The 25,745-nt window shown below is 45.2% G+C and carries 24 protein-coding genes and 1 tRNA gene; 23 read left to right on the plus strand and 2 right to left on the minus strand.

Translation table 11 applies throughout. From position 1 onward, the window contains the following. The first annotated feature begins 20 nt into the window (after window positions 1-20). The 20 genes from ACOIT5_RS01340 (at window position 21) to ACOIT5_RS01435 (ending at window position 22,302) form a co-directional block, all read left to right on the plus strand. Window positions 21-665: a hypothetical protein gene (locus ACOIT5_RS01340; protein ID WP_423128670.1), complete on the plus strand. Its 645-nt coding sequence runs from the start codon at window positions 21-23 to the stop codon at window positions 663-665. A 234-nt stretch (window positions 666-899) separates the two neighbouring features. Then, window positions 900-1,304, plus strand: a complete 405-nt coding sequence (locus ACOIT5_RS01345; RefSeq protein WP_423130602.1) for an ATP-binding cassette domain-containing protein — start codon at window positions 900-902, stop codon at window positions 1,302-1,304. Between the two features lie 6 nt (window positions 1,305-1,310). Beyond that, the gene (locus tag ACOIT5_RS01350; protein ID WP_423128671.1) at window positions 1,311-3,662 is read left to right on the plus strand and encodes an outer membrane beta-barrel protein; all 2,352 of its coding nucleotides are present in this window, start codon (window positions 1,311-1,313) and stop codon (window positions 3,660-3,662) included. Window positions 3,663-4,022: 360 nt separating this feature from the next. Continuing rightward, window positions 4,023-4,292 (plus strand): hypothetical protein, encoded by a 270-nt coding sequence (locus ACOIT5_RS01355; protein WP_423128672.1) that lies wholly within the window; start codon window positions 4,023-4,025, stop codon window positions 4,290-4,292. 392 nt (window positions 4,293-4,684) lie between these two features. After that, entirely contained in the window at window positions 4,685-5,116 is a 432-nt protein-coding gene (locus tag ACOIT5_RS01360; protein ID WP_423128673.1) for a hypothetical protein, read from the plus strand. Window positions 5,117-5,282: 166 nt separating this feature from the next. Next, complete coding sequence (locus ACOIT5_RS01365; protein ID WP_423128674.1) at window positions 5,283-7,253, plus strand: RHS repeat-associated core domain-containing protein; 1,971 nt, start codon at window positions 5,283-5,285, stop codon at window positions 7,251-7,253. Further along, the gene (locus tag ACOIT5_RS01370) at window positions 7,238-7,732 is read left to right on the plus strand and encodes a hypothetical protein (RefSeq protein WP_423128675.1); all 495 of its coding nucleotides are present in this window, start codon (window positions 7,238-7,240) and stop codon (window positions 7,730-7,732) included. The genes ACOIT5_RS01365 and ACOIT5_RS01370 overlap by 16 nt, the downstream gene beginning before the upstream one ends. 253 nt (window positions 7,733-7,985) lie before the next feature. Further along, window positions 7,986-9,026, plus strand: coding sequence for a putative sugar O-methyltransferase (locus ACOIT5_RS01375; protein ID WP_423128676.1), 1,041 nt, complete (start codon window positions 7,986-7,988; stop codon window positions 9,024-9,026). 586 nt (window positions 9,027-9,612) lie between these two features. After that, window positions 9,613-10,356: a hypothetical protein gene (locus ACOIT5_RS01380; protein ID WP_423128677.1), complete on the plus strand. Its 744-nt coding sequence runs from the start codon at window positions 9,613-9,615 to the stop codon at window positions 10,354-10,356. Between the two features lie 276 nt (window positions 10,357-10,632). Further along, complete coding sequence (locus ACOIT5_RS01385) at window positions 10,633-11,979, plus strand: ACT domain-containing protein (RefSeq protein ID WP_423128678.1); 1,347 nt, start codon at window positions 10,633-10,635, stop codon at window positions 11,977-11,979. Window positions 11,980-11,997: 18 nt separating this feature from the next. After that, a complete protein-coding gene (locus ACOIT5_RS01390) occupies window positions 11,998-13,302 on the plus strand; it encodes an O-acetylhomoserine aminocarboxypropyltransferase/cysteine synthase family protein (RefSeq protein ID WP_423128679.1) in 1,305 nt (434 codons plus the stop codon). A gap of 77 nt (window positions 13,303-13,379) precedes the next feature. Beyond that, window positions 13,380-14,297 (plus strand): homoserine O-acetyltransferase MetA, encoded by a 918-nt coding sequence (gene metA, locus ACOIT5_RS01395; protein ID WP_423128680.1) that lies wholly within the window; start codon window positions 13,380-13,382, stop codon window positions 14,295-14,297. 103 nt (window positions 14,298-14,400) lie between these two features. Further along, window positions 14,401-15,054 (plus strand): isoprenoid biosynthesis glyoxalase ElbB, encoded by a 654-nt coding sequence (gene elbB, locus ACOIT5_RS01400; protein WP_423128681.1) that lies wholly within the window; start codon window positions 14,401-14,403, stop codon window positions 15,052-15,054. A gap of 341 nt (window positions 15,055-15,395) precedes the next feature. Next, the gene (locus ACOIT5_RS01405) at window positions 15,396-16,706 is read left to right on the plus strand and encodes an acetyl-CoA hydrolase/transferase family protein (RefSeq protein WP_423128682.1); all 1,311 of its coding nucleotides are present in this window, start codon (window positions 15,396-15,398) and stop codon (window positions 16,704-16,706) included. Window positions 16,707-16,941: 235 nt separating this feature from the next. Beyond that, window positions 16,942-17,343, plus strand: coding sequence for a methylmalonyl-CoA epimerase (gene mce / locus ACOIT5_RS01410; RefSeq protein WP_423128683.1), 402 nt, complete (start codon window positions 16,942-16,944; stop codon window positions 17,341-17,343). Between the two features lie 38 nt (window positions 17,344-17,381). Beyond that, the gene (locus ACOIT5_RS01415) at window positions 17,382-18,941 is read left to right on the plus strand and encodes an acyl-CoA carboxylase subunit beta (RefSeq protein ID WP_423128684.1); all 1,560 of its coding nucleotides are present in this window, start codon (window positions 17,382-17,384) and stop codon (window positions 18,939-18,941) included. Between the two features lie 9 nt (window positions 18,942-18,950). Further along, window positions 18,951-19,838 (plus strand): OadG family transporter subunit, encoded by an 888-nt coding sequence (locus tag ACOIT5_RS01420; RefSeq protein ID WP_423128685.1) that lies wholly within the window; start codon window positions 18,951-18,953, stop codon window positions 19,836-19,838. A gap of 12 nt (window positions 19,839-19,850) precedes the next feature. Beyond that, window positions 19,851-20,294, plus strand: a complete 444-nt coding sequence (locus tag ACOIT5_RS01425; RefSeq protein WP_423128686.1) for an acetyl-CoA carboxylase biotin carboxyl carrier protein — start codon at window positions 19,851-19,853, stop codon at window positions 20,292-20,294. A 3-nt stretch (window positions 20,295-20,297) separates the two neighbouring features. Continuing rightward, the gene (locus tag ACOIT5_RS01430) at window positions 20,298-21,452 is read left to right on the plus strand and encodes a sodium ion-translocating decarboxylase subunit beta (RefSeq protein ID WP_423128687.1); all 1,155 of its coding nucleotides are present in this window, start codon (window positions 20,298-20,300) and stop codon (window positions 21,450-21,452) included. An 88-nt stretch (window positions 21,453-21,540) separates the two neighbouring features. After that, window positions 21,541-22,302: a ThuA domain-containing protein gene (locus ACOIT5_RS01435; RefSeq protein WP_423128688.1), complete on the plus strand. Its 762-nt coding sequence runs from the start codon at window positions 21,541-21,543 to the stop codon at window positions 22,300-22,302. Window positions 22,303-22,370: 68 nt separating this feature from the next. Here the strand turns inward: ACOIT5_RS01435 and ACOIT5_RS01440 are convergent, their stop codons facing one another. Both ACOIT5_RS01440 and ACOIT5_RS01445 read right to left on the minus strand, forming a co-directional pair. Next, a complete protein-coding gene (locus ACOIT5_RS01440) occupies window positions 22,371-22,580 on the minus strand; it encodes a (2Fe-2S)-binding protein (RefSeq protein ID WP_423128689.1) in 210 nt (69 codons plus the stop codon). Between the two features lie 82 nt (window positions 22,581-22,662). Next, on the minus strand, window positions 22,663-23,448 hold the full coding sequence (locus ACOIT5_RS01445; protein ID WP_423128690.1) for an HD domain-containing protein: 786 nt from the start codon (window positions 23,446-23,448) through the stop codon (window positions 22,663-22,665). A 163-nt stretch (window positions 23,449-23,611) separates the two neighbouring features. On the opposite strand from ACOIT5_RS01445, the gene ACOIT5_RS01450 reads away from it, so the two are divergent. The 3 genes from ACOIT5_RS01450 to ACOIT5_RS01460 all read left to right on the plus strand — a co-directional run bounded on the left by ACOIT5_RS01450 (window position 23,612) and on the right by ACOIT5_RS01460 (window position 25,621). Then, window positions 23,612-23,686, plus strand: a tRNA-Arg gene (locus tag ACOIT5_RS01450). Between the two features lie 305 nt (window positions 23,687-23,991). Continuing rightward, window positions 23,992-24,729, plus strand: coding sequence for a type IV toxin-antitoxin system AbiEi family antitoxin domain-containing protein (locus ACOIT5_RS01455; RefSeq protein WP_423128691.1), 738 nt, complete (start codon window positions 23,992-23,994; stop codon window positions 24,727-24,729). Further along, entirely contained in the window at window positions 24,722-25,621 is a 900-nt protein-coding gene (locus ACOIT5_RS01460) for a nucleotidyl transferase AbiEii/AbiGii toxin family protein (RefSeq protein ID WP_423128692.1), read from the plus strand. Before ACOIT5_RS01455 ends, ACOIT5_RS01460 begins: the two co-directional genes overlap by 8 nt. Window positions 25,622-25,745 lie beyond the last annotated feature (124 nt).

Raw genomic sequence — 25,745 nt, forward strand, 5'->3', positions numbered from 1 at the left:
AACAATAAAAACAAAAAACCATGAAACAGTTTCTTACACTTCTGTTGCTTTTTACAGCAACGAACCTGTGCCAGGCACAGGGCAAGCATCCCATCCAATGGTGGGTTTATGGTACCGCTGGTCACTATTTTCCGGCAGTACAAAACAGTTCGTTGCGTTATACCCACGAGGGATGGAATGCCGGGCTGGGAGCTTACGGGGCGATACCTCTTTGGGCCGGGTTCTCTGTACAAGCCGGACTGGGCTACCGCTACCTGTTCAACGGGCAAACCTATTATACATACAGTACGGATGCAACCGGCACGGTGGGCTCCGATCCCAGCTACGACGAAGCTATTTCAACAGATTTCAGGGAATACTCCAAGCACTACCTGACGCTGCCGCTCAAGCTACGCTACACCACCAAGTCGAAGCTGTTTGTAGAATCGGGGGTTGAAGCTGCATGGCTGCTGAATTACAAATACAGAACCGCCAAGACCGAGTTTAACTGGCTTTTGGGAGCTGGTATCGCTTTGGGTCCGATGGACTGTTCGGTTCAGTATGTTAAGGCGCTCGACCCACAATCCATTGGGGGCAAAGTGGCAGGTGGTCCGTGGGAACAAGAAGATTTCAAGAATCGCATGTTCAACATCCAGATCGCTTATCCGCTATCGCGGGCGAAGTAAGTCTCTTGTTACAGGTAGCAGGGAGATAAATTGTAATAGACCGAAAAAGCCATCCGACAATACCGGATAGTTTTCATATACTGTAACAAAAAAGCTTCCTCCCCTACCGCAAGTCGTTAAAAAGAGATTGCTTAGGTCAGAAATCGAATATTTCACTCAGGGACAGGTTAATAACTATTGATCTGCCCTTCAAACAAACAAAAAACCCAGCTCTCCCTCGTCTTAGCGCCAGCGGTGACGATAGGCTGGGCTTCACGAATCGCCTGTATAGACAAGTATGTAAATTCGTTGCCAATGAAATATCATTCGTTGATTGGAAAAGGAGGGATTCTGTTAAGTGGCGGAGAAAAGCAAAGATTATTAATTGCCAGAGCAGTATATAAAGATCCCGAATTATTGATTATGGATGAGGCCACCAACTCTCTTGATGCAAACAACGAGGCTGAAATTTCTGAAAATCTCTCAAGGTTTTTTCTAAATAGAACAGTGATAATTGTAGCTCATCGCTTAAATACAATTAAGAGTGCAGATCAGATAATTGTATTAAATGATGGAAAAATTATTGAAAAAGGAACACATGAAAGATTGACTGCAAGTTCTTCTTACTACCATTCATTATTCAAAAACCAGATCAATTAGACCGTTATGCCATATCGATTCCTGATATTTACCATGAGTGTATTTTCGTGTTTGTTGGCCATCCAATTATCATTTGGGCAAAATATGGAAGGGCATATTCATAGCGCTACGGCCAATGAACCTGTCCCTTTCGCTAATGTCGTTTTGTACAGCCTGCCTGATTCATCCTTTATAACCGGGACAACAACGGATGTAAATGGTTATTTTAAGATTGAACGGACCTACTGGGAAGAATCTCCTTTCCTCTTGAAAATCAGCAGCATTGGCTTTGAGACAACAGTTATAACAGCAATAGGAAATACAGGTGTGGTCATGCTTAACGAATCGGTTAATGCGATGGATGAAATAACCGTTAAGGGCAGGCGTCCTGTATTTAAACAAATTGAAGGACGCCTGCAAATAAGTGTACCCGGAACAGCACTTAGCAAAGCCGGAAATGTATTCGATGTATTACGAAGGAGCCCTGGCCTGTTGGTGGACAATAACGACAAAATTACCGTGTTTGGGAAAGGTTCCCCTATTATTTTCCTGAACGGGCGCGAGATCAGAAACAGCAGCGAAATAGCCAACCTTCAGTCGAATGACATTACTAGCATCGAAATCGACCGCAACCCTTCGGCGGAATACAGCGCTTCGGGAAATGCAGTTGTCCATATTACAACAAAAAAAATCACGGAAGACAAGTTGAATTTTCAGCTTTACAACTATTCCTATTTCGCAAAAAGATATCGCAACCGGATAGGCGCGAACATCAACGGTAAATCGGGAAATACAGATTTTACCTTGAATTATTTGTATGGCCTGTATAAATATAAAAACCTCGAAGATGCTTATGAAATCAATACGCAACCCGGTTATGTAATAAACAACAGCAATTCGGCAGTCCGGCTATCTTCCGGCGGGCGGCACAACTGGTACGGTTTGATAAACCACGCCATAAACAACAAACACGCTGTTGGGGCCCAGGTGACTTTACAAAGAGAAAACACGGACAATAAATCGCAGACTGCCCAAACAATAGAGCGGACCGACTCGCCAACCGTAAACCGGGATATTCGTAAAAAGTCAGACGAAGAACATAATCTATCGACCTACAGCCTAAATTATTCGTTTAAAATCGACAGCGCGAGTACACTATCGGTAATCGGCGACTATTCGGAGGTGTCGGATATTTCCCCGGAACATATTGAAGAATACAACCTGTCTGACCTTTCTTTGATTAACACCATGCTGGAAAGCCGGAACAATTACCATGTGTACAGTGCCCGGGTTGATTTTGAAACCGCTGTTCTTAATGATATTGGATTAAAGACAGGAGGAAAGTTTTCCGGTGTAAATAAAGACGGAATAACGACAGCTACCAATCTGCTTACAGCAGAAAATAAATACACCGACATTAACTCCATTAACGACCGGATTGCTGCCGGCTACGCGATGCTGAATTACCAGGGGGACAACGTTGGAGCAAGCGCCGGACTCCGGTACGAACATACCTCCACCACGGTAAAATCTGACTACGAAACGGTCGTAGATTCGGTATATGGCAACTGGTTCCCTTCACTTTCTGTAAATAAGGAGTTTTCCGGCAACTTTTCCCTCACGCTAAGTTATAACCGGAAAATAAGCCGCCCTGCATTTAAGGAGCTTAGTACCGATATTAACTATTTCGACGCCAACTCATATGCTGTCGGGAATCCGCGGCTTAAACCAACCATCAGAAATACTTACAGCCTTGATTTATCGTTGCTCAGGAACCTGCTCCTGAATGCCGGGTACCGGAACGACATAAATGCCCGGATATATAGCGCTGTAAGCGATGAAGGTAAGCCCGACATCGTTAAATATACACCTGTAAATATTGACAGGGCACAATATCTTTTTGTAAACATTGATTATTCACTTGCTGTAAAGTGGTATGGGGGCACCTTTAGTTTGAACATAGAAAAGCCATACATTAAAATCCCGTTTATGGATGAAATAAGAAAAACAGAAAAGTTGTCCTATTATTTTAAGGTCAATCAGAACTTCACCCTTTCCGAGCGGACAAGCGTTTTTGCCGACTATGTTTACAACAGCGACAATGAAGACCTGATGACCTGTTACCAACATAACAGTAACTTATCAATAGGCGTCAATACCTCTTTTTTCAATAATAAGCTGCAGCTATCGCTGTTAGCCAATGATATTTTCAATACCTCCGACACCTCGTGGGAAGACCGTTACAGGAACATTATTGCAGGTTCAGTCCCCGACCACGATAACAGCTGGATCAGGTTAACCGTAAAATATAACTTCAACAATTTCAAAAAAGGAATTCAGAAAAAATCAGCCAGTGAAGATGAATTGGAGAGGTTGTAAGAAAAAAAATAAAAAATCGACCGTCGGAACCATCTCCTGCTCTTCGGGATATGCCCAACGTTGGTAGCGGCTGGTGCGGATATGTCATCCGCACCTTGTTAACAGGGGATTTATAATCACCAAAAACAAAGAACCTTTTGCGTAAGCAAGTACTAAAATAAAAGCCTTCCGGTTTGGGGGGCTTTTATTTTTGGGTATAACTGGGGCCTCACCCCCGCTGGTGCGGTTTTGCAAACCGTGCATCCCTGCTCGGCGGGATATGTCGAGGGCAGTGGTTGCTGGTACCGGATTTGCAATCCTGACCTTATTAACAGGGGATTTGCAATCCGCATACGCCAAATAATTTATACCTTCACGCCTATGGGGATACGCAATAAGATATCGCCGGGATATACTTACTACTTCTCGTTGACCGTTGTAGGATGGATTGATTTGTTTACGCGCCCGGTGTACAAGCACGTGATTGTTGATTCTTTGAATTATATGACGGCGTTTCTTGAAGAAAAAATGGAGTATATCCGCAACAACCCGGTAAAGGCTGAACTGGTGGCAAATCCCGAGGAATATTTGTACAGTTCCGCAAGGGATTATGCGGGCGAAAAAGGCTTGGTTAACATTGAATTCGTATGACAAAGGCAGCTGCATTAATGGGATTGCAAATCCCAGGCTACAAGGTCAGGATTGCAAATCCTGACCAGCCACCTTGATCTATGTTGGTGCATATCCGGAGGAGCTGGGTGCTTAAAAGAAGGGATGCAGGACATGCATATAATGCACTAGGTTTTGGACCGGCGGTAGTACATAGCGCTTTGATGAATGTGGGAAGCGCAGTAGGGTACCCAGCAATGAGAGGTAGAGAACAACAGGTCATCGATTTCTATGGAGGAGTCGGAAGCCCCTTGATTGCAAATAAGATTAGAGGTGTATCTAAATTAAATCCAGCAGGTTATCCATTTTGGTTGATATCTAATGTTCAATTTGGACCACTCGCTCCATATACAGGTTATTAAAAATGTGAATTTATGACTACAAAAATTGACGCAAAAAAAATTAAAGATAGGTTCTATGTGCTTTATGATTTTATAGTCCAAAATCAAGGATCAAATGTCTTTTTTGAAGAAATGAGAAGAAGCATAGACAATGCTTACGAGAAATCTGATCTCAAATATTTAAATCGAGTCAATAAAGAGTTAAATGTTTGGCTTGTAGAAATGTTCCCTCCAAAAGAAAAGAAAGAAATAAGCCAGTTATTAAAAGAAAAACTTGGGGAGAATGTAGAACAAGCAGACTTAAAGCGTGTAGATAAGATTAATAAAGTCGTTAAAAGAGGTAGGATTAATAATTTAAATGAGTATTCACTGCTTCAACAGCGTGTAGAAGAAATATATGCCGATGAAAGCAAAAAAGAAGAAGTCGAAATGCTGAATAAATTGTTAGCGGATTTTCATAAGTAATTTTAACAGAGACTGTAAACTGAACCCCAGCTCCCCCTCGTCTTAGCGCCAGCGGTGACGAGGGGGAAGCGGGTTGTTCCCGATTAAATCGGGACAGGCAGTTTGTAACGACAATATGTGAGAAATTAATTTTAACAAGCCAAAGAAGCCACCCGGCAACTGCCGGGTGGTTTCCTTTAAATTTTTAGCTATCTTACACAACCTATACCGTAAATATTTTAACGGGACTACGGAGTATGAACAATACGATTATGACACCAACAGCGGTTATTTGTACCAGATCCGGTTTACAGCTGGCGGCACTACGGCAACGGTTTGGCAACTGACGACTATGGACGAATACGGGCACATCAGACAGGCAACCATCGGAAGCGCTTCAGCATCGTGGAACTACGACAGCAACAACATGCTCTCGCAAATTGCGGCCAGCGGGGTGCAGCAGTACAACTATTCGTTTGATGTGAACACCGGGAACCTGAATTCCCGTACCAACTTTTTGAAAAATAAAACCGAAAGTTTCGGGTACGATTCCAACCAGCTCGACCGCCTGGCTTCGGTAACAGGGCCGGAGGACCTGGACATCAGCTACACCCCCGATAACAACGGCAATATTTATTCGAAAAGCGATGCCGGCGACTATACCCTGTACGATGGTTACGCGGTAAGCGAGATCTCCGGCGCGCAAAACATACCGGAAACCGACCAGGAAATCGAATATTACTCGTTTGAAAAAGTAAAAAAAATTACCGAAGGCGATAAAACGGCCGACTTTGAGTACAATGCCGACCGCCAGCGCATCCGCATGACCCTGAAAACAAGCGGCGTTACCACCAAAACCCGCTGGTATTTCGGCAGCAGTTGCGAACGCGAAGATGTTGGCGGAACCATTACCCAATACATCTGGATAGGCGGCGACGCATACACGGCCGTGGCGGTAGCCAAAAAAGTTGGCACAGGCAGCTGGACAGTGTACAACATTTTCCGCGACCATTTGGGTACCATGACCCACCTGAAGAATGCCGGCACCGGCGTGGTTGACGAATACAGCTTTGATGCCTGGGGCCGCCGCAGGGATAAAGACGACTGGACCTATACCCTCACCGGCGAGCCGGCCCTGTTTGCCGGCCGTGGTTTTACGGCACATGAATACCTGGCTGACTTTAACCTGTATAACATGAACGGCCGGATGTATGACCCGGTAGTTGGCAGGTTTTTAAGCCCCGACCCGGTAGTACAGGCGCCTGGTTTTACCCAAAGCTTTAACCGTTATTCGTATTGTTTGAATAACCCGCTTATTTATACCGACCCCTCAGGCTATAAATGGCGTTGGGGCAATCCTTTTTATCATTTTCAAAAGTTCATGCAGTGGGTAAATGATAATACGACCAAATTAAGGGAGAAAATGGCCGATGCGGGCATCCCTGATTTTGGTGTTGGTGTTTCGATTAATGGCGGTACGGCGGTTCCGTTTGTAAGTGTTCCTGTTTCGCCGGGTACCGATGTAAGTGTTGGTTACAATACGAGTACTGGTAAAGTAGGCATTGGAAACAATTCAAGCGGCTTTCATCAATTTTACTACCCATCGGCGAATCATGACCCGTCAGTAAACAATGCCCTGAGGAATATTGAAGAGGCGAGACAGGTATATGGAGAGACTGATAGAGAAGTTTTTTTGGCTAATGCAGGCTATTATTCGGGTGAAATCAAACCATATAACCCAAGCTTCTTTGACAGATGGAGTGAAACAAATAACCCTCTTGGAAGAATGTCATATGATTTGATAGATGGGATATCTGTGACAGCTCAATCATTTGTATTGGGTCCAAAAGCAATGCACCTAAATGGTTCTGAGGTTATAGGAAATGAGAGAGTTGATGCTTTCGTTAACACGGCAGAATGGGGGTTAGCTGTTGGAGGGATGTATAGTCAATATGCGAGAACCGGAGGGAAAAGCCTTGTTGATATTACTCTGTCCGAACCAAGATTCCGATTACAAATTCATGTACATGGCCGTTCTGCATTAAAAGGAAGTGGGGCTGCGGGTAGTATCAAGGCATGGCATTTGAATCTGAATAACACTCATCTATATTTTAATCCCAGATATTGGAAATATTATTACCCATGGTGGAGATGGTAGATATAATCAGAAAGTTGGAAAATAGTCTCAAACAACTAGATGTCCCCCAAAAAAGTATCTGTGACATTATGTTGGCACAACTTAGAGACACAAATAATAAACTCTATAGCAAACAAAGTGACTTGATTACTGATAATAAATATATAGAGCTTTTCATTGCTCACAACAATGATCATGATACCAATTTTACAATCATCCTATTTAAAAACTATATAGAATTATCATGTGCCGGTTTTACTTTTCAGTTTGATTATGAGACAGAAGTTTTTAAAGAATATTTTTCTTCATTGTTGAGAGGAGAATACTCTGTTATACGGACATCAATTGGTGCCCATATTATTCAAGATCAATTGATTTGGAATCAAAAAGGTTTGGAATCAAAGATTAGGAAGTCATTCTTATATTTTCTGAAGTTTTTTATTAACCAAAAGAAAGTTGTCAAAAAAAGCTATCAATCGTTAAGCTTTATAAGCAATTGATTTGGACAATCATGGAATATGTGAGAAATTAATTTTAACAAGCCAAAGAAGCTGCCCGGCAACTGCCGGGTGGCCTCCGCCGGCGCGGTTTTGCAAACCGTGTCTTGCGTGTAAAGCAAAAATTGGTTTGCACGGCTTTCGACGGAATTTGCCTCAACGGGCAAGGCGCCGATTACAAATCGGCAGTTAGAACATAAATAAGAAGAGAAAATACGACTGAAATAAAATTTAGAACTTAAACTGAGAAAAAAGCATGCAATCATTAAGAACACTTTTAGACGAGTACGATAAATCTCCTGCAATATTTCAGGCCGGAAGGTACTGGAAGGCGTACGAAGAAAAAATTATCCATCAAATAGAGGTCGCCGATTTTAGCCGGTTAAGAAGCGGTGATTACCCAATTTTCGGCACATTTGGCTTCAGCGAATCGGTTTATACCTATCATCCGAATATGCCTTTTTATGTAAAGTTTTCAAAAAAACTGATTCGCAGGCTTTTTATTACAAACCGGGCAACTTTGCCCTATTCGCTGTCGTTAGGCGATATCCGGGAGATGGCGTATCAGAACTGTTTAATCCAGGGAGAACTGGCCAACCTGAAATCTATCTCAGAAATAGAGGCCAGCGCTTTTGGAAATCCATCGGATCTGTTTGAAATACAGGGAAAGAAATACACGATGCAGTTTCTGAATTTTTACATTCGGCTTTGTTTTGCCCAAAGGTATCTGAAGATCACCGGTACAGAAACAATCGTGGAATTAGGTTCGGGTTCCGGTTTTCAGGTTGAGGTGCTAAAAAAAGTTTTTCCCGATTTGACCATTGTCTGTTTTGATTTGCCCTATACCCTCTTCCTGTGCGAGCGATACCTTTCGGAAGCCCTGGGAGAAGTGGCCGTGGTAAAATCGTTGGAGACTTTGGGCTGGACAGATCTGAATAAGCTGGAGAAAGGGAAAGTACATCTGCTGGGCAACTGGAAATTTCCCTTGCTCAAAAAAAACAGGTTCGATATTTTCTGGAACGCGGCAAGCTTTGGCGAAATGGAACCGGATCTGGTAAAGAACTACCTGAGCTATGTACTGGACTCCTGCAATTATATCTATCTTTTACAAGCCCGAAACGGCAAGGAGAGCTCGAAAACTAAAGGTGTTGTAACTCCAATTTGTTTAAATGATTATGATACGATGTTGAACGATTACGAGTTGGTAAACGTATCTGATGCCTTTGATGCACATCGCAGGATGTCTCAAAGCGGCGGGTATTTTCAGGCAGTTTGGAAAAAAATGAACGGAGGGTAACCGGCCTGATCTATATTTCATCCCGGGGTGGAGGACAAACCTGCTCTTCGGGATATGTTGAAAGCTGACCAGCCACCTTGATCTATGTTGGTGCATATCCGGAAGAGCAGGGGCATTACAGCGTGGGGCACGGGCATGGAACTTGAAACCTACAGCTTGCTCTCTGCGAAACTTTGCGGCTTCATGGCGTTCTCTGCGTTAAAAAAGTGCCTGAGTGTCTGAGTGCCAAAGTAACAAAGTGAAAGGCGACTTGCTACCGTTGTCCGTTCTCCGTTCTCCCGTCTTCGTTAATTGGTCATTACAGCGTGGAGCATGGAGCTTGAAACTTGGAACTTGAGCCTACCCGCTTCCCCCCGACTTAGCATTAGCGGTAACGAGGGATTAGCTTGCGGTCGTTTGTAACGACAAAGTTGCCTTATTCGGTGGAACAGGATAAACCACACGGCGATGGTGCTGTTAGTAAATCTAACCCTGCCCCCGGTGTTTGGTTGCATCTGTTCGTCGGTCGTAATCAGGGATTTGTTGAAAATACCGTAGGCTTTGGCACAGGATTTGGTAAATTTGCGGGGAACGAAAACAGACTGTTATGAAAACAAATGCCGGACTTCCGCTTCTTTTTATTTTTGTCATCCTGCTAATCCAATCCTGTTCTGTCCCGAAAAACATTATCCGCCTCGAACCCGACCGCGAACCGGACAAATGGCTGTTCGGACAAGCATTTGTCAGCGATTCGGTTTACGGAGTGCATTACGAAGTGGGATTTGACAAATTGGAGGACAACCGATACCTATTTGACTTTCACATCACTAACGGCTCAAACATGCCCATCCTCATTGATCCGGCGTCGTTTTCGTGCAGGGCCTACAACGGCAGCATGACCCCGTTGACCGAAAACCAGGCAGCCGCCATTGACCCGGAGAGCGAAATCATGGGAATCGACAAACAACTATCCATCAACAAAGCCCGGCAAAAAAATCAGTTCGGGGCAACCTTAGCCGTAGTTGGCGTTGGCCTCGCTGCAGCAATTATTACCGGCACCGACAACAATCCTCACAACGATTACCTGGCCGGAGAGATTACCGCCGACATGATTGACGATGTCCGGATATCGGGAATGGAGGCTGAGTTTCAGGCTCAGGATCTGAACCATTTAAGAGACAGCTGGGCCGCATCAACCATTCGGAAAACCACCCTCGACAGTAATTATGCCATGTACGGCAAGGTGCTTTTCCCTGCCTTTCCCGAAGCGGCTTACCTGAAAATATCCTTACCTGTGGATGACCATTTAATTGAATTCACCTTTAAACAGATCCAGTTCCCGGTGCAGTAAACTTTCTGAACTTTTTACAAGGCCCGTTGTTATTCTAAAAACATTTTTTTAGGTTTGCATCACTTAATACGAGGCATATTCATGAATAACAGCAACACATATCCGCTTCAATTCTGCACCCGGCTCACGGGTTGTGCTGTTTATTCGATGCTTTCCATGTCGATGTGTATGCGATAGCCTTCATTCGGTATTCGTTGTCGGATATGGTGTGAAGGCGTACAAAAAAATCTCCGAATCAATTTCTTTTAGTTCCATTATTCCATAAATTTTAAATTTATGCCAGATTGCATTGTAAGGTTTGGCGGAAACAATTTAAATGATCCGCAAGTCATTTTAAGCCTGGTTCAGTTGTTGAAACAGGCAAAAACTACACATATTTTAACGATATCAGCGACAAATGAAATCCAATCCGCCTTAACGAAAGGACTTCAAACATTGGGCGCCGCGGCCGGCGATCCCGACCTGATTCTGGCCCTTGTGCACAACGAAACCGAAAAGGTCAAAAATCAGTTCGGGCTTTCGGCCCTGCCATCCCTGACGCCTTTACTCGAAAAGCTGGACATACTGCTGAAGGGCATTCACTACACCGGCGATTTTTCGCTGGCCTTGCAGGACCAGGTATTGTCGTTTGCCGAGAAAATTACCGCAGCCCTGCTGCTTGGCATCTTACAGCAAAACGACATTGAAGCCGGCCTGGTATTTCCTGAAACGCTCGGCCTGCTGGTAAGCGAAGAATATGGAAATGCAACGGTGCTGATTGAACAATCGCGCCCGCAGGTATCGGCTTTCCGGTTCGGCAAAGTCAATATTATTCCCGGTTCATACGGCCTGACCCAACAGGGACGTGTGGCCCGCATCGGGCGCCGGGCAGCCGATTACACCGCGGCATCCGTCGCGTCTATCCTCAACCTGAAGCGTCTGGAGTTGTGGCAAATCAGCACCCCCTTCAAAACAGCCGACGACCAGTTCGTTGAAAACCCGGCTTATATCGACAGCCTGACCTACGCCGAAGCCTCTGAATTGGCCTATTTCAATTATTCGGGCATTCACCCCCGCATTGTTGAGCCGCTGATGGAGAAACACATTCCCATTTATGTTTATGAACTGGCAGGCGGGGAAAAAGTCCTCCGGACAATCATCAACTCAAAAAATACGGTAACCCCCCAGGTGGTGAAAAGCGTGGCCTACACCGACGACATTGCCATTCTGAAACTGAACGGACCCGGGGTCGGATTTAAACCGGGCATCCTGGCGAAGGTCACCACCGCTTTTAACAACCAACACATCAATATCAGGTCGGTAATTACCGCCCAAACCTGCATCAACATCATGGTTGACAAAGCTTCGATTGAACGGGCCCGTCAGTTGTCGCGCGAACTGGACCTGCCATCGGTCAGCCGGGTCGAAATTGCTGAACAGGTAAGCCTGATTGCCATTGTAGGGCACGGTATGCAGGAAAATCATGGCATTTCGGCGGCTCTTTTTTCGGCTGTTGCAAAAAACAGGATCAATGTGCTGATCAGCGGCTCGGGCGCCTCCGACCTGGTGAGCTACCTGGTGGTCGATAAGCATGATAAAATAAAAGCCATCCAGGAAATCCATAAGATATTTTTTCATAATTAATCCCTAAAAGAGAATACAATGACGACTAAAAATCTGAAATTCGAGACGCTGCAGCTACATGCAGGTCAACAAGCCGATCCGACGACCGGCTCGCGGGCGGTCCCCATCTATCAAACCAGTTCGTATGTGTTTAAAGATGCGGACCATGCAGCCAATTTATTTGGGTTAAAAGAATTCGGGAATATTTATACCCGCATCATGAACCCCACCTCAGACGTGTTTGAGCAGCGCATGGCGGCCCTCGAAGGCGGGGTGGCAGCGCTGGCTGTAGCTTCGGGCCACGCCGCGCAGTTCCTGATTTTCAACACGCTGCTGGAATTGGGCGATAATTTTGTCAGTTCACCTTTCCTTTACGGCGGAACTTATAACCAGTTCACCGTTTCATTCAAAAAACAGGGAATTGAAGCCCGCTTGACCGAAGACCTGAACCCGGAATCATTTGAAAAACTGATTGATGACAAAACAAAACTGATCTTCATCGAAACCATCGGTAATCCCGGCTATGTCATTCCTGATTTTGACGCGATTGCCGACCTGGCCCGGAAATACGACATCCCCTTGGTTGTTGACAATACCTTTGCCGGCGGAGGCTACCTGTTCCGCCCCATCGAACATGGCGCCAACATTGTGGTTGAATCGGCCACCAAATGGATCGGCGGACACGGGACCAGCATCGGCGGGGTGATTGTCGATGCCGGTAACTACAACTGGGGCAACGGCAAATTCCCCGGGTTTACCGAACCCTCTGACGGTTATCACGGATTGAAATTCTGGGATATCTTTAACTTCGACGGTCCGTTTGGAAACATCGCCTTTATCATTAAAGCCCGGGTGGAAGGGCTGCGCGATTTTGGCCCGGCTATCAGCCCGTTCAACTCTTTCCTGTTGCTGCAAGGACTGGAAACACTATCTTTGCGCATGGACAGGCACGTTCAAAATGCCCAACAATTAGCCGAATGGCTCGAAATACACCCGAAAGTGGAAAGCGTGAATTACCCGGGACTGAAAAACAACCCATCCTACGAACTGGCGAAAAAGTATTTCCCGAAAGGACCGGGGAGCATGTTAAATTTCACAGTTAAAGGAGGAACAGAAGAAGCCAAACAGGTTGTTAACAACCTGCAGCTGGCCAGCCACCTGGCCAATGTGGGCGATGCCAAAACGCTGATCATCCAGCCTGCGGCAACCACGCACCAGCAGCTATCGGCCGATGCCCAGCTGGCGGCCGGGGTTTACCCGTCGCAATTGCGCGTATCCGTGGGGCTCGAACATATTGATGACATCATTGCCGATTTTGAACAAGCCCTGGATAAAATTGGTTAATTAACAGTACAGAAAGAGCTTGCCTGTAACTTTATTCGGTTGCAGGCAAGCCAATTTAATATTTAAACGATAAAATTATGCCACTGAATATTCCGGATAAGTTACCAGCCATCGAGCTGCTTCTTAAGGAAAACATTTTTGTTATTGATGAAACCCGCGCGTTACATCAGGATATTCGCCCGTTAAAACTGGTCATTCTAAACCTGATGCCCTTAAAAATTACAACAGAGACCGATCTGCTGCGGGTTTTGTCAAATTCGCCGCTTCAGGTCGAAATCGATTTTTTAAAAATCAAAGAACACCGGCATAAAAACACTTCGGCCGAACACATGAAGATGTTTTATAAAAACTTTGATGAAATCAAAAACAGGAAATACGATGGCATGATCATTACCGGCGCTCCCGTCGAACATTTGCCTTTCGAAGAGGTCACCTACTGGAACGAGATGAAAACCATTCTCGACTGGTCGCTTCACCACGTCACCTCCTCGTTTTTTATTTGCTGGGCATCACAGGCGGCCTTATTCCATTTTTACGGTATTCCCAAATACCCCCTGGACAAAAAAATGTTCGGCGTTTTCAAACACCGGATTTCCGATAATAAATTGCCTATTTTCAGAGGATTCGATGACGAATATTATGTTCCTCATTCCCGGCACACCGAAATCAGGGCCGAAGACATTGAAAAGGTGCCCGAACTCGAAATCATTTCCCGCTCTGCAGAATCGGGCGTTAACATGGTCATGGCCCGTAACGGACGCCAGATCTTTATCACCGGACATGCCGAATATGCACGCGAAACCCTGAACAACGAATACCAACGCGACTTGTCGAAAAATTTACCCATCAACATCCCGGTAAATTATTACCCGGACGATAATCCTCAAAATAGACCCTTGCTAAAATGGCGTTCCGCGGCGAACTTACTGTTTACAAACTGGTTGAACTACTACGTTTACCAGGAAACACCCTATAATCTGGATGACATTGGATAGAAAACGAACATTGAACGGCAACTGCGTAAAGAAAACAGACTGGTAATATTATTTTCAGGTTCTCAGAAAATCCGTAATTTTAGAGAAACCAAAATGGAAAACCATGTCAGCAAAAAAGAGAATCGCAGTTGTTTTATCCGGTTGCGGTGTTTACGACGGAGCTGAAATTCATGAAGCCACCCTTATCCTGTTGGCCATTTCGCGTGCAGGCGCCGAATATGTCATCTTTGCACCCGATATCGCCCAAACCCATGTCATCAACCACCTGACCGGCGAAGTGATGAATGAAAGCCGGAACGTCCTGGTTGAATCGGCCAGGATTGCCCGCGGAAAAATTGAAAACCTGAAAAATTACAAGGCCTCCGCATTTGACGCCCTGATCTTTCCGGGCGGTTTTGGCGCAGCAAAAAACCTCAGCAGCTTTGCATTCGACGGCCCCGGCTGCACCGTGGATCCGGATGTTGAAGCAGCTGTAAAAAATACGGTTGCTGCGGGAAAGCCGATCGGGGCCCTGTGCATTGCACCGGCAGTTATTACAAGAATTCTGGGAGATATTGAAGTCACCATCGGAAACGATCCGGAAACAGCCGGCGCCATTGAAGCCATGGGAGGGAAACACACGCATACCACGCACGGCGAAGTGATTGTCGACCGGAAATACAAAGTACTCAGCACTCCCTGTTACATGCTCAACGCCAGTATCTCTCAAATTGCCGAAGGAGCCGAAAATCTGATAAAAACCATTCTGTATATCTGATTCAGCCAACCGCGGAAAACTGACGGCTGGTTTTTCGCCCGATATTCAAATTTAATTGACAGGCCGGTTTCTCACCGGCCCGTTTCTTTTTTATGAGTTTCTCAACATTCCCAACCCGTTTTCTTTTTCGCTCTTACTGAACTAAATTTCATTTAAACACCTTTGATCCAATCTCATTTCAGCAATCATTTCTTCCTTAATCCTTTTTCTTAACATTAAATTCAAATAACTGTCATTTTGCTTAGACTACTTTTAAATAAGCCACTTTACTCGACCGTTGCTTTTTAAATTTTTATATTTGCGGCAAATTTTCAGAGCGCAATCTATTCTAATTCACAATTATGAAACAAATCAAATACGTTACAGCTCAGGAAGCTGTACAAGTTATAAAATCCGGCGATCGTGTTCATCTCAGCAGTGTGGCTGTTACGCCGCATACGCTGATAAAGCCAATGGTTGAGCGTGGAAGGAACGGAGAACTCTTCGATGTAAAAATCCAGCACATCCACGTGGAAGGAAACGTGGAATATGCCAATCCTGAATTTGAAGGGATTTTTGTATCCGAGCAATTTTTCGTAGGCGGTAACCTGCGTAAGCAGACCCAAGCCGGTTATGCCGATTATATTCCGGTTTTTCTGAGTGAAACACAAAAACTGATTCGCGAAGGCTACACCAAGGTAAACGTAGCCATGATCATGTGTTCAACACCCGACAAACATGGTTTTGTATCGCTGGGCACTTCGGTTGATGCCACCCTGGCCGCCGTACAAACGGCCGATGTGGTTATTGCGGCGGTAAATCCCAACGTACCGCGCGCCTGGGGCGATGCCATGATCCACATCAACGAAATCGATATTTTTGTTGAAGACAACATTGAGCTTTATGCTCACGATATGGCCCCGCTAACTGAAACTGAAACCGCCATCGGCCGGAATGTGGCCGAACTGGTAGAAGACGGCGCGTGTTTGCAAATGGGTATCGGTGGTATCCCCAATGCTGTGCTCGCCCAGTTAGGAAACCACAAAGACCTTGGCGTCCACACCGAAATGTTTGCCGACGGCATCCTGCCACTGGTTGACAAAGGAGTTGTTACCGGTAAACACAAAAACCTCGATAAAGGCAAAATGGTCGCCTCTTTCCTGATGGGAACCAAAGCCCTGTACGACTTTATCGACGATAACCCCATGGTGGCGATGATGGATGTTGGTTATACCAACAGTGTCAGCGTCATCCGTCAGTTGGACAAAGTTACAGCCATCAACTCGGCATTGGCGATCGATTTAACCGGTCAGGTTTGCGCCGACTCCATCGGCATTAAACACTATTCGGGCGTTGGCGGGCAAATTGACTTTATCCGCGGCGCCGGATATTCAAAAGGCGGTAAACCTATTATTGCCATCCCCTCGGTCACCGAAAAAGGGATTTCAAAAATCAGCCCCACCCTGCTGCCCGGATCAGGTGTCGTAAGCACCCGCGCCAATATGCACTGGGTTGTTACCGAATACGGAGCGGTAAACCTGTATGGAAAAACCTTGCAGGAGAGGGCAAAACTACTGATCTCAATCGCCCATCCCGAACATCGGGAAACATTGGATAAAGCTGCTTTTGAACGGTTTGGGCCTCACTTCTATTTTAAAGGAAAAACGAACTAAATCAAGAAGGCAGGCGGGAGTCCTGCCTTTTTTTCAAAAATATCTTTTTAGACTCAAACCCGGAACTCTGCTATTACCCGGCCGTAAAACAAATTTACCCGGAGCCGGTCAATAAAAAATGACAGCTTGATTTTCGAACTTTTGAGCCATTCGTTTAAAAAGGATACACGCGGAAAACCATACAACAATACGCACCATTAAATACAATTTTACAACCTTATAATACTTTATAGAAATGGAAATATCGCATATTGAACACATCGGCATTGCAGTAAACAGCCTTGAAGAGGCCATCCCCTATTACGAAAATGTATTGGGCCTGAAATGTTATGCCATCGAAGAAGTAACCGACCAGAAAGTAAAAACAGCCTTTTTTAAGGTAGGCGACACAAAAATCGAGCTGCTTGAATCAACCGACCCGGAAGGACCGATTGGTAAATTCATTGAAAAGAAAGGACAAGGAATCCACCACCTGGCATTCGCGGTTGACAATGTCGGCAAAGCATTGACCGAAGCCCAGGAAAAAGGAGTTGTTCTGATCGACAAAAGCTCGCGTAAAGGCGCCGAAGGTTTAAATATCGGTTTCCTTCACCCAAAATCAACCTTAGGTGTATTGACTGAATTTTGCTCCGAGTAACAAATTTGACTACCAATTTTTATTTACAAAAATCAACAATGAATAATCAGGATAAAATCAAACAACTCATTGACCTCCGCAGTGAGGCCAAACTGGGAGGCGGAGAGAAAAGAATCGAAGCCCAGCACCAAAAAGGAAAGTTAACGGCGCGCGAACGGATCGACTTGCTGCTCGACGAGGGCAGTTTCGAAGAATTTGATATGTTCGTCACACACCGTTGCGACAACTTCGGCATCGAAAAAACCAAATTTTTAGGCGACGGCGTTGTGACCGGACAAGGAACCATCGATGGCCGTTTGGTTTATGTTTTTTCACAGGACTTCACCGTTTTTGGAGGCTCATTGTCTGAAACTTTCGCCCAAAAAATTTGTAAAGTAATGGATATGGCGCTGAAAGTCGGCGCTCCGCTGGTCGGCATTAACGACTCGGGAGGCGCACGGATCCAGGAAGGTGTTACCGCCCTGGCCGGTTACGCCGAAATTTTCGAACGTAACATCATGGCATCGGGTGTAATCCCCCAAATCTCCGCTATTTTCGGTCCCTGTGCAGGCGGTGCAGTATATTCTCCGGCGCTCACCGACTACATCATCATGAGCAAAGGAACCAGTTACATGTTTGTAACCGGGCCTAAAGTGGTTAAAACAGTTACCGGCGAAGTGGTCACCGACGAACAACTGGGCGGAGCCTCCGTTCACGGGTCCAAATCGGGCGTTACTCACTTTATTGCTGAAGACGAACAGGAAGGGCTTGCCCTGATCCGTAAACTGCTGAGCTATCTGCCTCAAAACAACCTGGAAGATGCTCCTTTGGCGCCTTGCGATGATCCGATCGACCGGCTGGATGACTTCCTGAATGAAGTCATACCCGATAATCCAAATAAGCCGTACGATGTAAAAGATGTCATCCATTCCATCGTCGACTACAACGAATTCCTCGAAGTACACCGGAACTACGCGCAAAATATTGTGGTTGGTTTTGCCCGGTTCAACGGTATTTCAACCGGGATTGTCGCCAACCAGCCAAACTACCTGGCCGGCGTACTCGACATCAATGCGTCGCGTAAAGCCGCTCGCTTTGTGCGCTTCTGCGATGCTTTCAACATTCCGATTGTTACCCTGGTTGATGTTCCCGGATTTTTACCCGGAACGGCTCAGGAATATGGCGGTATAATTTCACATGGCGCCAAACTATTGTTTGCTTACGGCGAAGCTACGGTTCCAAAAGTCACGGTAATCCTGCGTAAATCGTATGGCGGCGCCTATTGCGTGATGAGCTCGAAACACCTGCGCGGCGATGTGAACTACTCGTGGCCAACCGGCGAAATTGCCGTTATGGGACCAAAAGGAGCCATCGAAGTGCTGCAAAGCAAAAAAATCAAGGAAATTGAAGACGATCAGGAACGCGCTGAGTTTGTCGCAAAACAGGAAGAAGAGTACAAAGATAAATTCGCGAATCCCTACAACGCGGCCAGGTATGGTTACATCGATGATGTCATCGAACCGCGCAACACCCGTTTCCGGATTATCCGTGCACTCCAGTCGCTGGCAACAAAAAAAGATGTCATGCCTCCGAAAAAACACACCAATATTCCATTATAAAGAACAACCATGCAAAACAGATTCAAACAGTTATTTACCGGGATCGTCATCTACCTGGTGGTTTTTGCAGGCCAAACGCTGAAAGCGCAAAGCGCCTCCGACCTCCGGTTTAATGAAATTCTGGTGTACAACGATTCAAACTATGTTGACGAATTTGGCCTTCGCAGTGGTTGGATCGAAATAGTCAATTCATCATTCAGCAACGTCAACATCGCCGGTTGTTATCTGACCGACGATCTGAATAATCCGACCAAATACTGGATTCCTACAGGCACGCCGCTAACCGCTTTGTCCCCGAGAGGATTTATCCTGTTTTTTGCCGACGATCATCCCAGCCGGGGTATTTTTCACCTGAATTTCACGTTGGAGGAAGGAAAAACCATCGCCCTTGTTGATGCAAACGGCAGAACAATCATTGATAAACTGGAATTAGGCGAAGGCCACCGGCCCGATATTTCGTATGCCCGCGTAAGTCCCGACTCTAACGAGTGGGAGTTTAAAGAGAAAACCACTCCCGGCTCGGACAACGATCACAGCAAGAAAGCTTCATCCGGTGAAAAATTCGTTCAGATTGACCCTGCAGGTATGGGTTTGACCCTGGTCGCCATGTTTGTTGTGTTTTCGTCGCTGGCCATCCTGTACATTTTCTATAAGATGATTGGCCGTCTGTTTACACGGGCGAAAAAAGCAAGACCCAAAGAAGGTGAAGCAATTACCGTAGTTGCGCCGGTTGAACAACTATCCGGTGAAGTGAATGCCGCGATTGCCATGACCCTGTACCTGTATCAGACCGAAATGCACGACTTTGAGAATACCGTACTGACGATTAAGAAGGTTTCCAGATCGTATTCGCCCTGGAGCTCAAAAATTTATACGTTAAGAAAAACTCCCCGCTAACAAATATCAAACATGAAAAAGTTTAAATTCACCATAAACGGTAATCAATACGAAACCGAGATCATCAATATTGAAGACAATATTGCAGAAATCGAAATAAACGGTTCGTTGTATAAAGTTGAAGTTGACAAAGAAATCAAAGCCTCGAAAACGCCAAAACTGGTTCGTCCAAAGGCGATTCCTTCAACAGACACTCATCCTGCCGAAGCAAAAACAAGCAGTCCTTCCGCACCAAAAGGAGCCGGAAATATAAAATCACCGCTGCCGGGTGTGATCCTCGAAATCTTTGTCAAAGAAGGAGACCTTGTAGAACGAGGACAAAAATTGTTGATGCTCGAAGCCATGAAAATGGAAAATAACATTGAGGCAGATAAAGCAGGTAAAGTGATTTCAATCAAGGTTAGCAACGGCGCTTCGGTGATGGAGGGCGACGTGCTGATGGTAATAGGAGAATAAGATATGGGTACATTTATAGAATTCATCCTCGAACACGTTTCTCAATTCTTCCAGTTTACCGCTTTTGCCAACATGACCGTAGGCCACCTGGTGATGATTGCCATTGGCCTGGTATTCATCTACCTGGCCATTGCAAAAGAGTTTGAGCCCATGTTGCTGATTCCTATTGGCTTTGGTATTCTGGTTGGGAACATCGCCTTTTCACCTGGCTTTAAAATTGGTGTTTACGAAACAGGAAGTGTTTTAAACTACCTGTATTTTGGGGTTTCGCAAGGGGTTTATCCGCCTCTGATCTTCCTGGGGATCGGCGCAATGACCGACTTCTCGTCGCTGATTTCAAACCCGAAACTGATTTTGATCGGCGCCGCGGCCCAGTTTGGTATTTTCGGCGCTTACTGTATTGCCTTGGCGCTTGGATTCAGCCCCACCGAAGCGGGCGCCATTGGGATTATTGGTGGCGCTGACGGTCCGACCGCTATCTTCATCTCATCGAAACTGGCTCCCGACCTGATGGGCGCTATTGCGGTTTCAGCCTACTCGTACATGGCCCTGGTGCCTGTCATCCAGCCACCCATCATGAGATTACTGACGAACCGGAAAGAACGTGTCATCCGGATGAAACCGCCGCGCGCCGTTTCGAAAACCGAAAAGATCATTTTTGCCATCAGCGGGATGTTACTCACTACCTTTATTGTGCCGAGCGGTTTGCCCTTGCTGGGCATGCTATTCTTCGGTAACTTACTGAAAGAAAGCGGCGTTACAAAACGGTTAGCCGACACGGCAAAAGGTCCGCTGATCGATATCGTCACCATCCTGCTCGGTTTAACCGTTGGAGCTTCAACCCAGGCAACTACCTTCCTGACGGTGAAGTCAGTGGGTATTTTCTTTCTGGGTGCACTTTCGTTTGTGATTGCTACTACTGTAGGTGTATTGTTTGTTAAGTTCATCAATTTATTTTTGAAAGAAGGAAACAAAATCAATCCGCTGATCGGCAACTCGGGCGTATCGGCTGTTCCCGACAGCGCCCGTATTTCGCAGACGGTAGGGCTTCAGTACGATAAAACAAACTACCTGTTGATGCACGCCATGGGGCCAAATGTAGCCGGGGTTATCGGGTCGGCTGTTGCCGCCGGTATCCTGTTGAGCTTCCTGATGTAATTTCTGTTTAACACGATAAACGAAAAGCTTCTCTTCCGAAAAAAGAGGAGCTTTTTTTGTATACTTGCACAAACTAATTCCTGATCCAATGAAAAAAATTTTATCATCGCTTTTGATTGCACTGCTTACTATTCCTGCCTTCTCGCAGGAGAAAAGCGAAGCAAGCCCTTCTAAACTGAACGTGTTGGTATTCTCAAAAACCGCCGGATTTCGTCATAATTCCATTGCAAACGGGATTAAAATACTCAGTGAACTGGCTCAGGAGAATGCCTGGGATCTAACATCCACCGAGAATAGTCAGTTAATTACGCCCGGTTTTTTAGTGAATTTTGATGTTGTTGTCTTTCTGAATCCCACCGGAGATGTTTTTAACCAGGAGCAGGAAAAGGCTTTTGCCGACTTCATGAAGACCGGAAAAGGGTTCGTCGGAATTCATGCTTCGGCCGATTGTGAATACGACTGGGCCTGGTATGGGGGATTAAACGGGGCTTACTTTCTGATGCACCCGCCGGCACAGGAAGGCACCGTGATTTTTGAAGACTGTAATCACCCGTCCATGGAGGTGTTCAAGGGAAAAGACAGCTGGACGACTTTTGATGAATGGTATTCCTTTAAAGCCAATCCCCGTGCAAAAGTCAATGTTTTAGCCCGGCTGGATGAGTCGTCGATTAAAAAAGCGAATAATGACGACTGGAAAATGGGCGATCACCCGATTATCTGGTGGCAGGAATACGAAGGCGCCCGGTCGTTCTACACCGGTTTTGGACACACTGCCGAAGCTTTTGACGACCCGAATGTAAAAGCGCACCTTGCCGGAGCCATTGAATGGGCCGGCAAACGAAAGAACTAAAACTCAGAAAAATGTTTTAACAAGATAACATGCAGGAAGCGGGTTTGATGACAGGTCCGCTTCATGCTTTACAAATCCAGGCGGCCCTGCAGCTCATGAGCCTGTGTTGCAAAAAAGTCTTCCACGATACGATCAATCGTCATCAGGCATTTGCCGCAACTGGTTCCCGCCCGGGTTGCATATTGAATGTCTGATGTATCTTTAGCCCCCTTTTTCAATTCGTTGATGATTTCCTTTTCCGAAACCATATTACATATACAAACCAAACGGTCACTCATTTTGCTGTATCTTTTTATTACCCGGTCACTTGCCTGCTCAGCATCTTCAAAAGTTTCCACGAAACGATTCCCTTCCAGCCGATCAGGCAACAAACTTATTTTCAACAAATAACCTGATCTGACGGTACACTTCTATTACATCGTCCCGTTTCGGAAGTGTGTCGTAAATCTTTTGCGTGAGCTGTTTTTCGTTCAACAGTTGGAAACTGTCTTTGAAATTTAAATCATAAACCATTGCCAACAGAAATAGTTTAAAATCGTTTACCGAATGCAGGTCTTTTTTTAGCACCGGTTTACCGGCCCGCAAAGCTTTAATCACCAATTCACTCACTCCCGGCGTATTGGGCAACCCATAACTTATTGACGGCAACAAGAAAGATCCGTCGCGTTTCATCTGAGACACGCAAATTTCCCAGATGTCGAGTTTATCGGCATCACGCAGGATTTTACTGAATTGAGAAACCTGATCATCCGAAGAAGTTGCAACCGCTTTGTTGTGCAGTTCAATAACCTGCGTCACGAGTTGTTGCACCGGTTCCGGCCAGCCGGTAAAAAAATCCTGTTCTTTTAAAACCGAAACGCTTAAAGCGGCATGGTCCTCTGATTTTGTATCGTCAAAGGTTTTGTATATTTCAAATTGCTGGAATCGTCCCAAATCGTGAAGTAAACCGATGATGCGGGCCAGTTCGCAGCCGTTTTCATCCAATTTCAGTTTTTGCGCCAGTTGCAGCGATAACCGGGCCACCCTCAACGAATGGTCTTTTTTAAGCTGTAAACTATCTGCCACACGAACATCCTTTCCTGCAAGCTGTTTCCGGGTATAATCTTCGAAAAAAACATTCACCGTCTCCGCGATCTGCTTCATCATTGTCAATTGTTCCATAGATGCGCAAAAATAGTCGATTTGCAAATTCCCTCAATTTTATGCCCGAAAGATTTATCAACAATACACAATGCATCATCTATCCATAAGTTTTTAAGTTTTGACAGTGGGAAAAAGGAATGTTTTATTATTTTTGCATCGCTTTAAAGGTCCCATAGTTCAATGGATAGAATATCAGATTCCGGTTCTGACGATTTGGGTTCGAGTCCCGATGGGATCACCAGAGAGATGTCATTAAGACATCTCTTTTTTTTATGAATAGACTTCTATTTTGGGTCAACTTCGTCAAAATCAATTTAAAATCCTTCATTTTGGGGATAAATTCAATAAAATCTTGTCACTCTCATACTTTGAAATTTATGGTTCGAGCTTCTCTTTAGGTTGACCCAACGGTATTCGAACCTTTGAGATATAGCTTCTGTCTCAGATGCTTAAACCAATTTATAATAATACAGCAAATCATCTTCGGTTTAAATATTTGTGTATATTTGTACTATGAGTACAGTTGCACCAATAAAAATAAACCAATTGCTTCAGAAGTTGCCTTCGGGGAGCCTGTTTTTTTCATCGTGGATGAGAGAGAACGGCATATCTTATGATCTGCAACGACGCTACCGCGATTCCGAATGGCTCACCTCTATCGGGGCAGGTGTGATGGTCCGTACCGGTGATAGCCCAACCATATACGGGGCTTTATCGTCATTGAACAAACAAACGGGCAAGCACTTTTACATTGGTGGATTATCATCCCTGGAGCTGGCAGGATACACACATTATGTACCTATGGGGAGACAGGTTGTATATGTAGGCCATCCTAAAGACGAGTGGGTCCCGTCCTGGCTCAAAAAACATGATTGGGGTGTGGACTTATTATTCGTAACCTCGGAATATTTCGATGCAGATACCGGTATAACATCGATGATGCAGGGGGCATTCGAAATACTGGTTTCCACCCCGGAACGAGCATTTATGGAATGTCTGAATCTTGCTCCGCGCCAGTACAACCTCATGGATTTGTATTATGTAATGGAACAACTAACTGCGCTTCGCCCCGGCGCGGTACAGGCCTTGCTGGAACAGAATACATCAGTAAAAATGAAACGTTTGTTCCTGTATATGGCCGAAAAAGCCGGTCATGCCTGGTTCAGTGACCTGGATTTGCAAAAAATAGATACCGGGAGCGGAAAACGGGAAATCGTACCCAACGGTGTTTACGACAGCAAATACCAGATAGTGATATCCGAAGAACTGAAAAATTATGAATAAGCTCTACAAAGAACAGGTCCGGCTTTTACTCCGCATATTACCCGTAATCTACCGGGAGGAAGATTTTGCAGTTCATGGCGGTACGGCCATAAACTTATTTATTAAAGACCTTCCGCGTTATTCTGTGGATGTGGATTTAACTTATATTCCGTTTGGTCCGCGGGATGAAAGCCTTGCGGAAATTAATAAAAAGCTGGATGCAATCAGTCAGCAACTGCAACGGGCAGTGCCGAATATTAATATTCGTCCGGTACCCAATAAGCTATTATGCACATTGGGAAGGAACACGGTAAAAATTGAAGTAAACGGGATCAAACGGGGCATAATAGGATCCACAATTGAAATGCCATTATGCAATAAAGCGCAGGCAGAGTTTGGGATGTACTGCAAAGCACGAATCGTGCCTGTTGAACAGTTGTATGGTGGAAAAATTGCTGCAGCCCTCAGCCGTCAGCACCCGCGCGATTTGTTCGACTACAATTATATGGATCCTGATAAAATAAACAATTTGAAACGAGGTTTTATGTTTGCCCTGTTGGGAAGCGACAAACCGTTTATTGCATCCTTGGCACCACACGTGATAAACCAGCAGGAAGCCCTGGAGAACCAGTTTCGCGGTATGACGGATATTCCATTTACTTATGAGAATTACGAAACCGCACGGGAAAAGCTTATTGCATTTATTAACGTAATGCTAAACGAAGAAGACAAAGCATTCCTTGTTAGTTTTGAAGAAGGCGACCCGCAATGGGAAAAATCAGCATACTCAGATTTCAGGGATTTCCCTTCCGTACAATGGAAGCTGCATAATGTGAACAAACTGAAAACTCAGACCCGGGCAAAACATAGGCAGGAAGTGGAGCGATTGAAACACTTTTTCGGAATAAAATAATACTGTAATGTCTTACTTTATCAATAATATAGCTCTAATTGCATGATTAATTTGTTGCATAACGATAGTTATTCAAATGAAGGAAACGCGTAAAAAATGGATTTTGAAGCCCTGAAAGAAATAA

It is taken from the genome of Gaoshiqia hydrogeniformans, assembly GCF_049347105.1.
In the GTDB taxonomy this organism is placed as follows: domain Bacteria; phylum Bacteroidota; class Bacteroidia; order Bacteroidales; family Prolixibacteraceae; genus Gaoshiqia; species Gaoshiqia hydrogeniformans.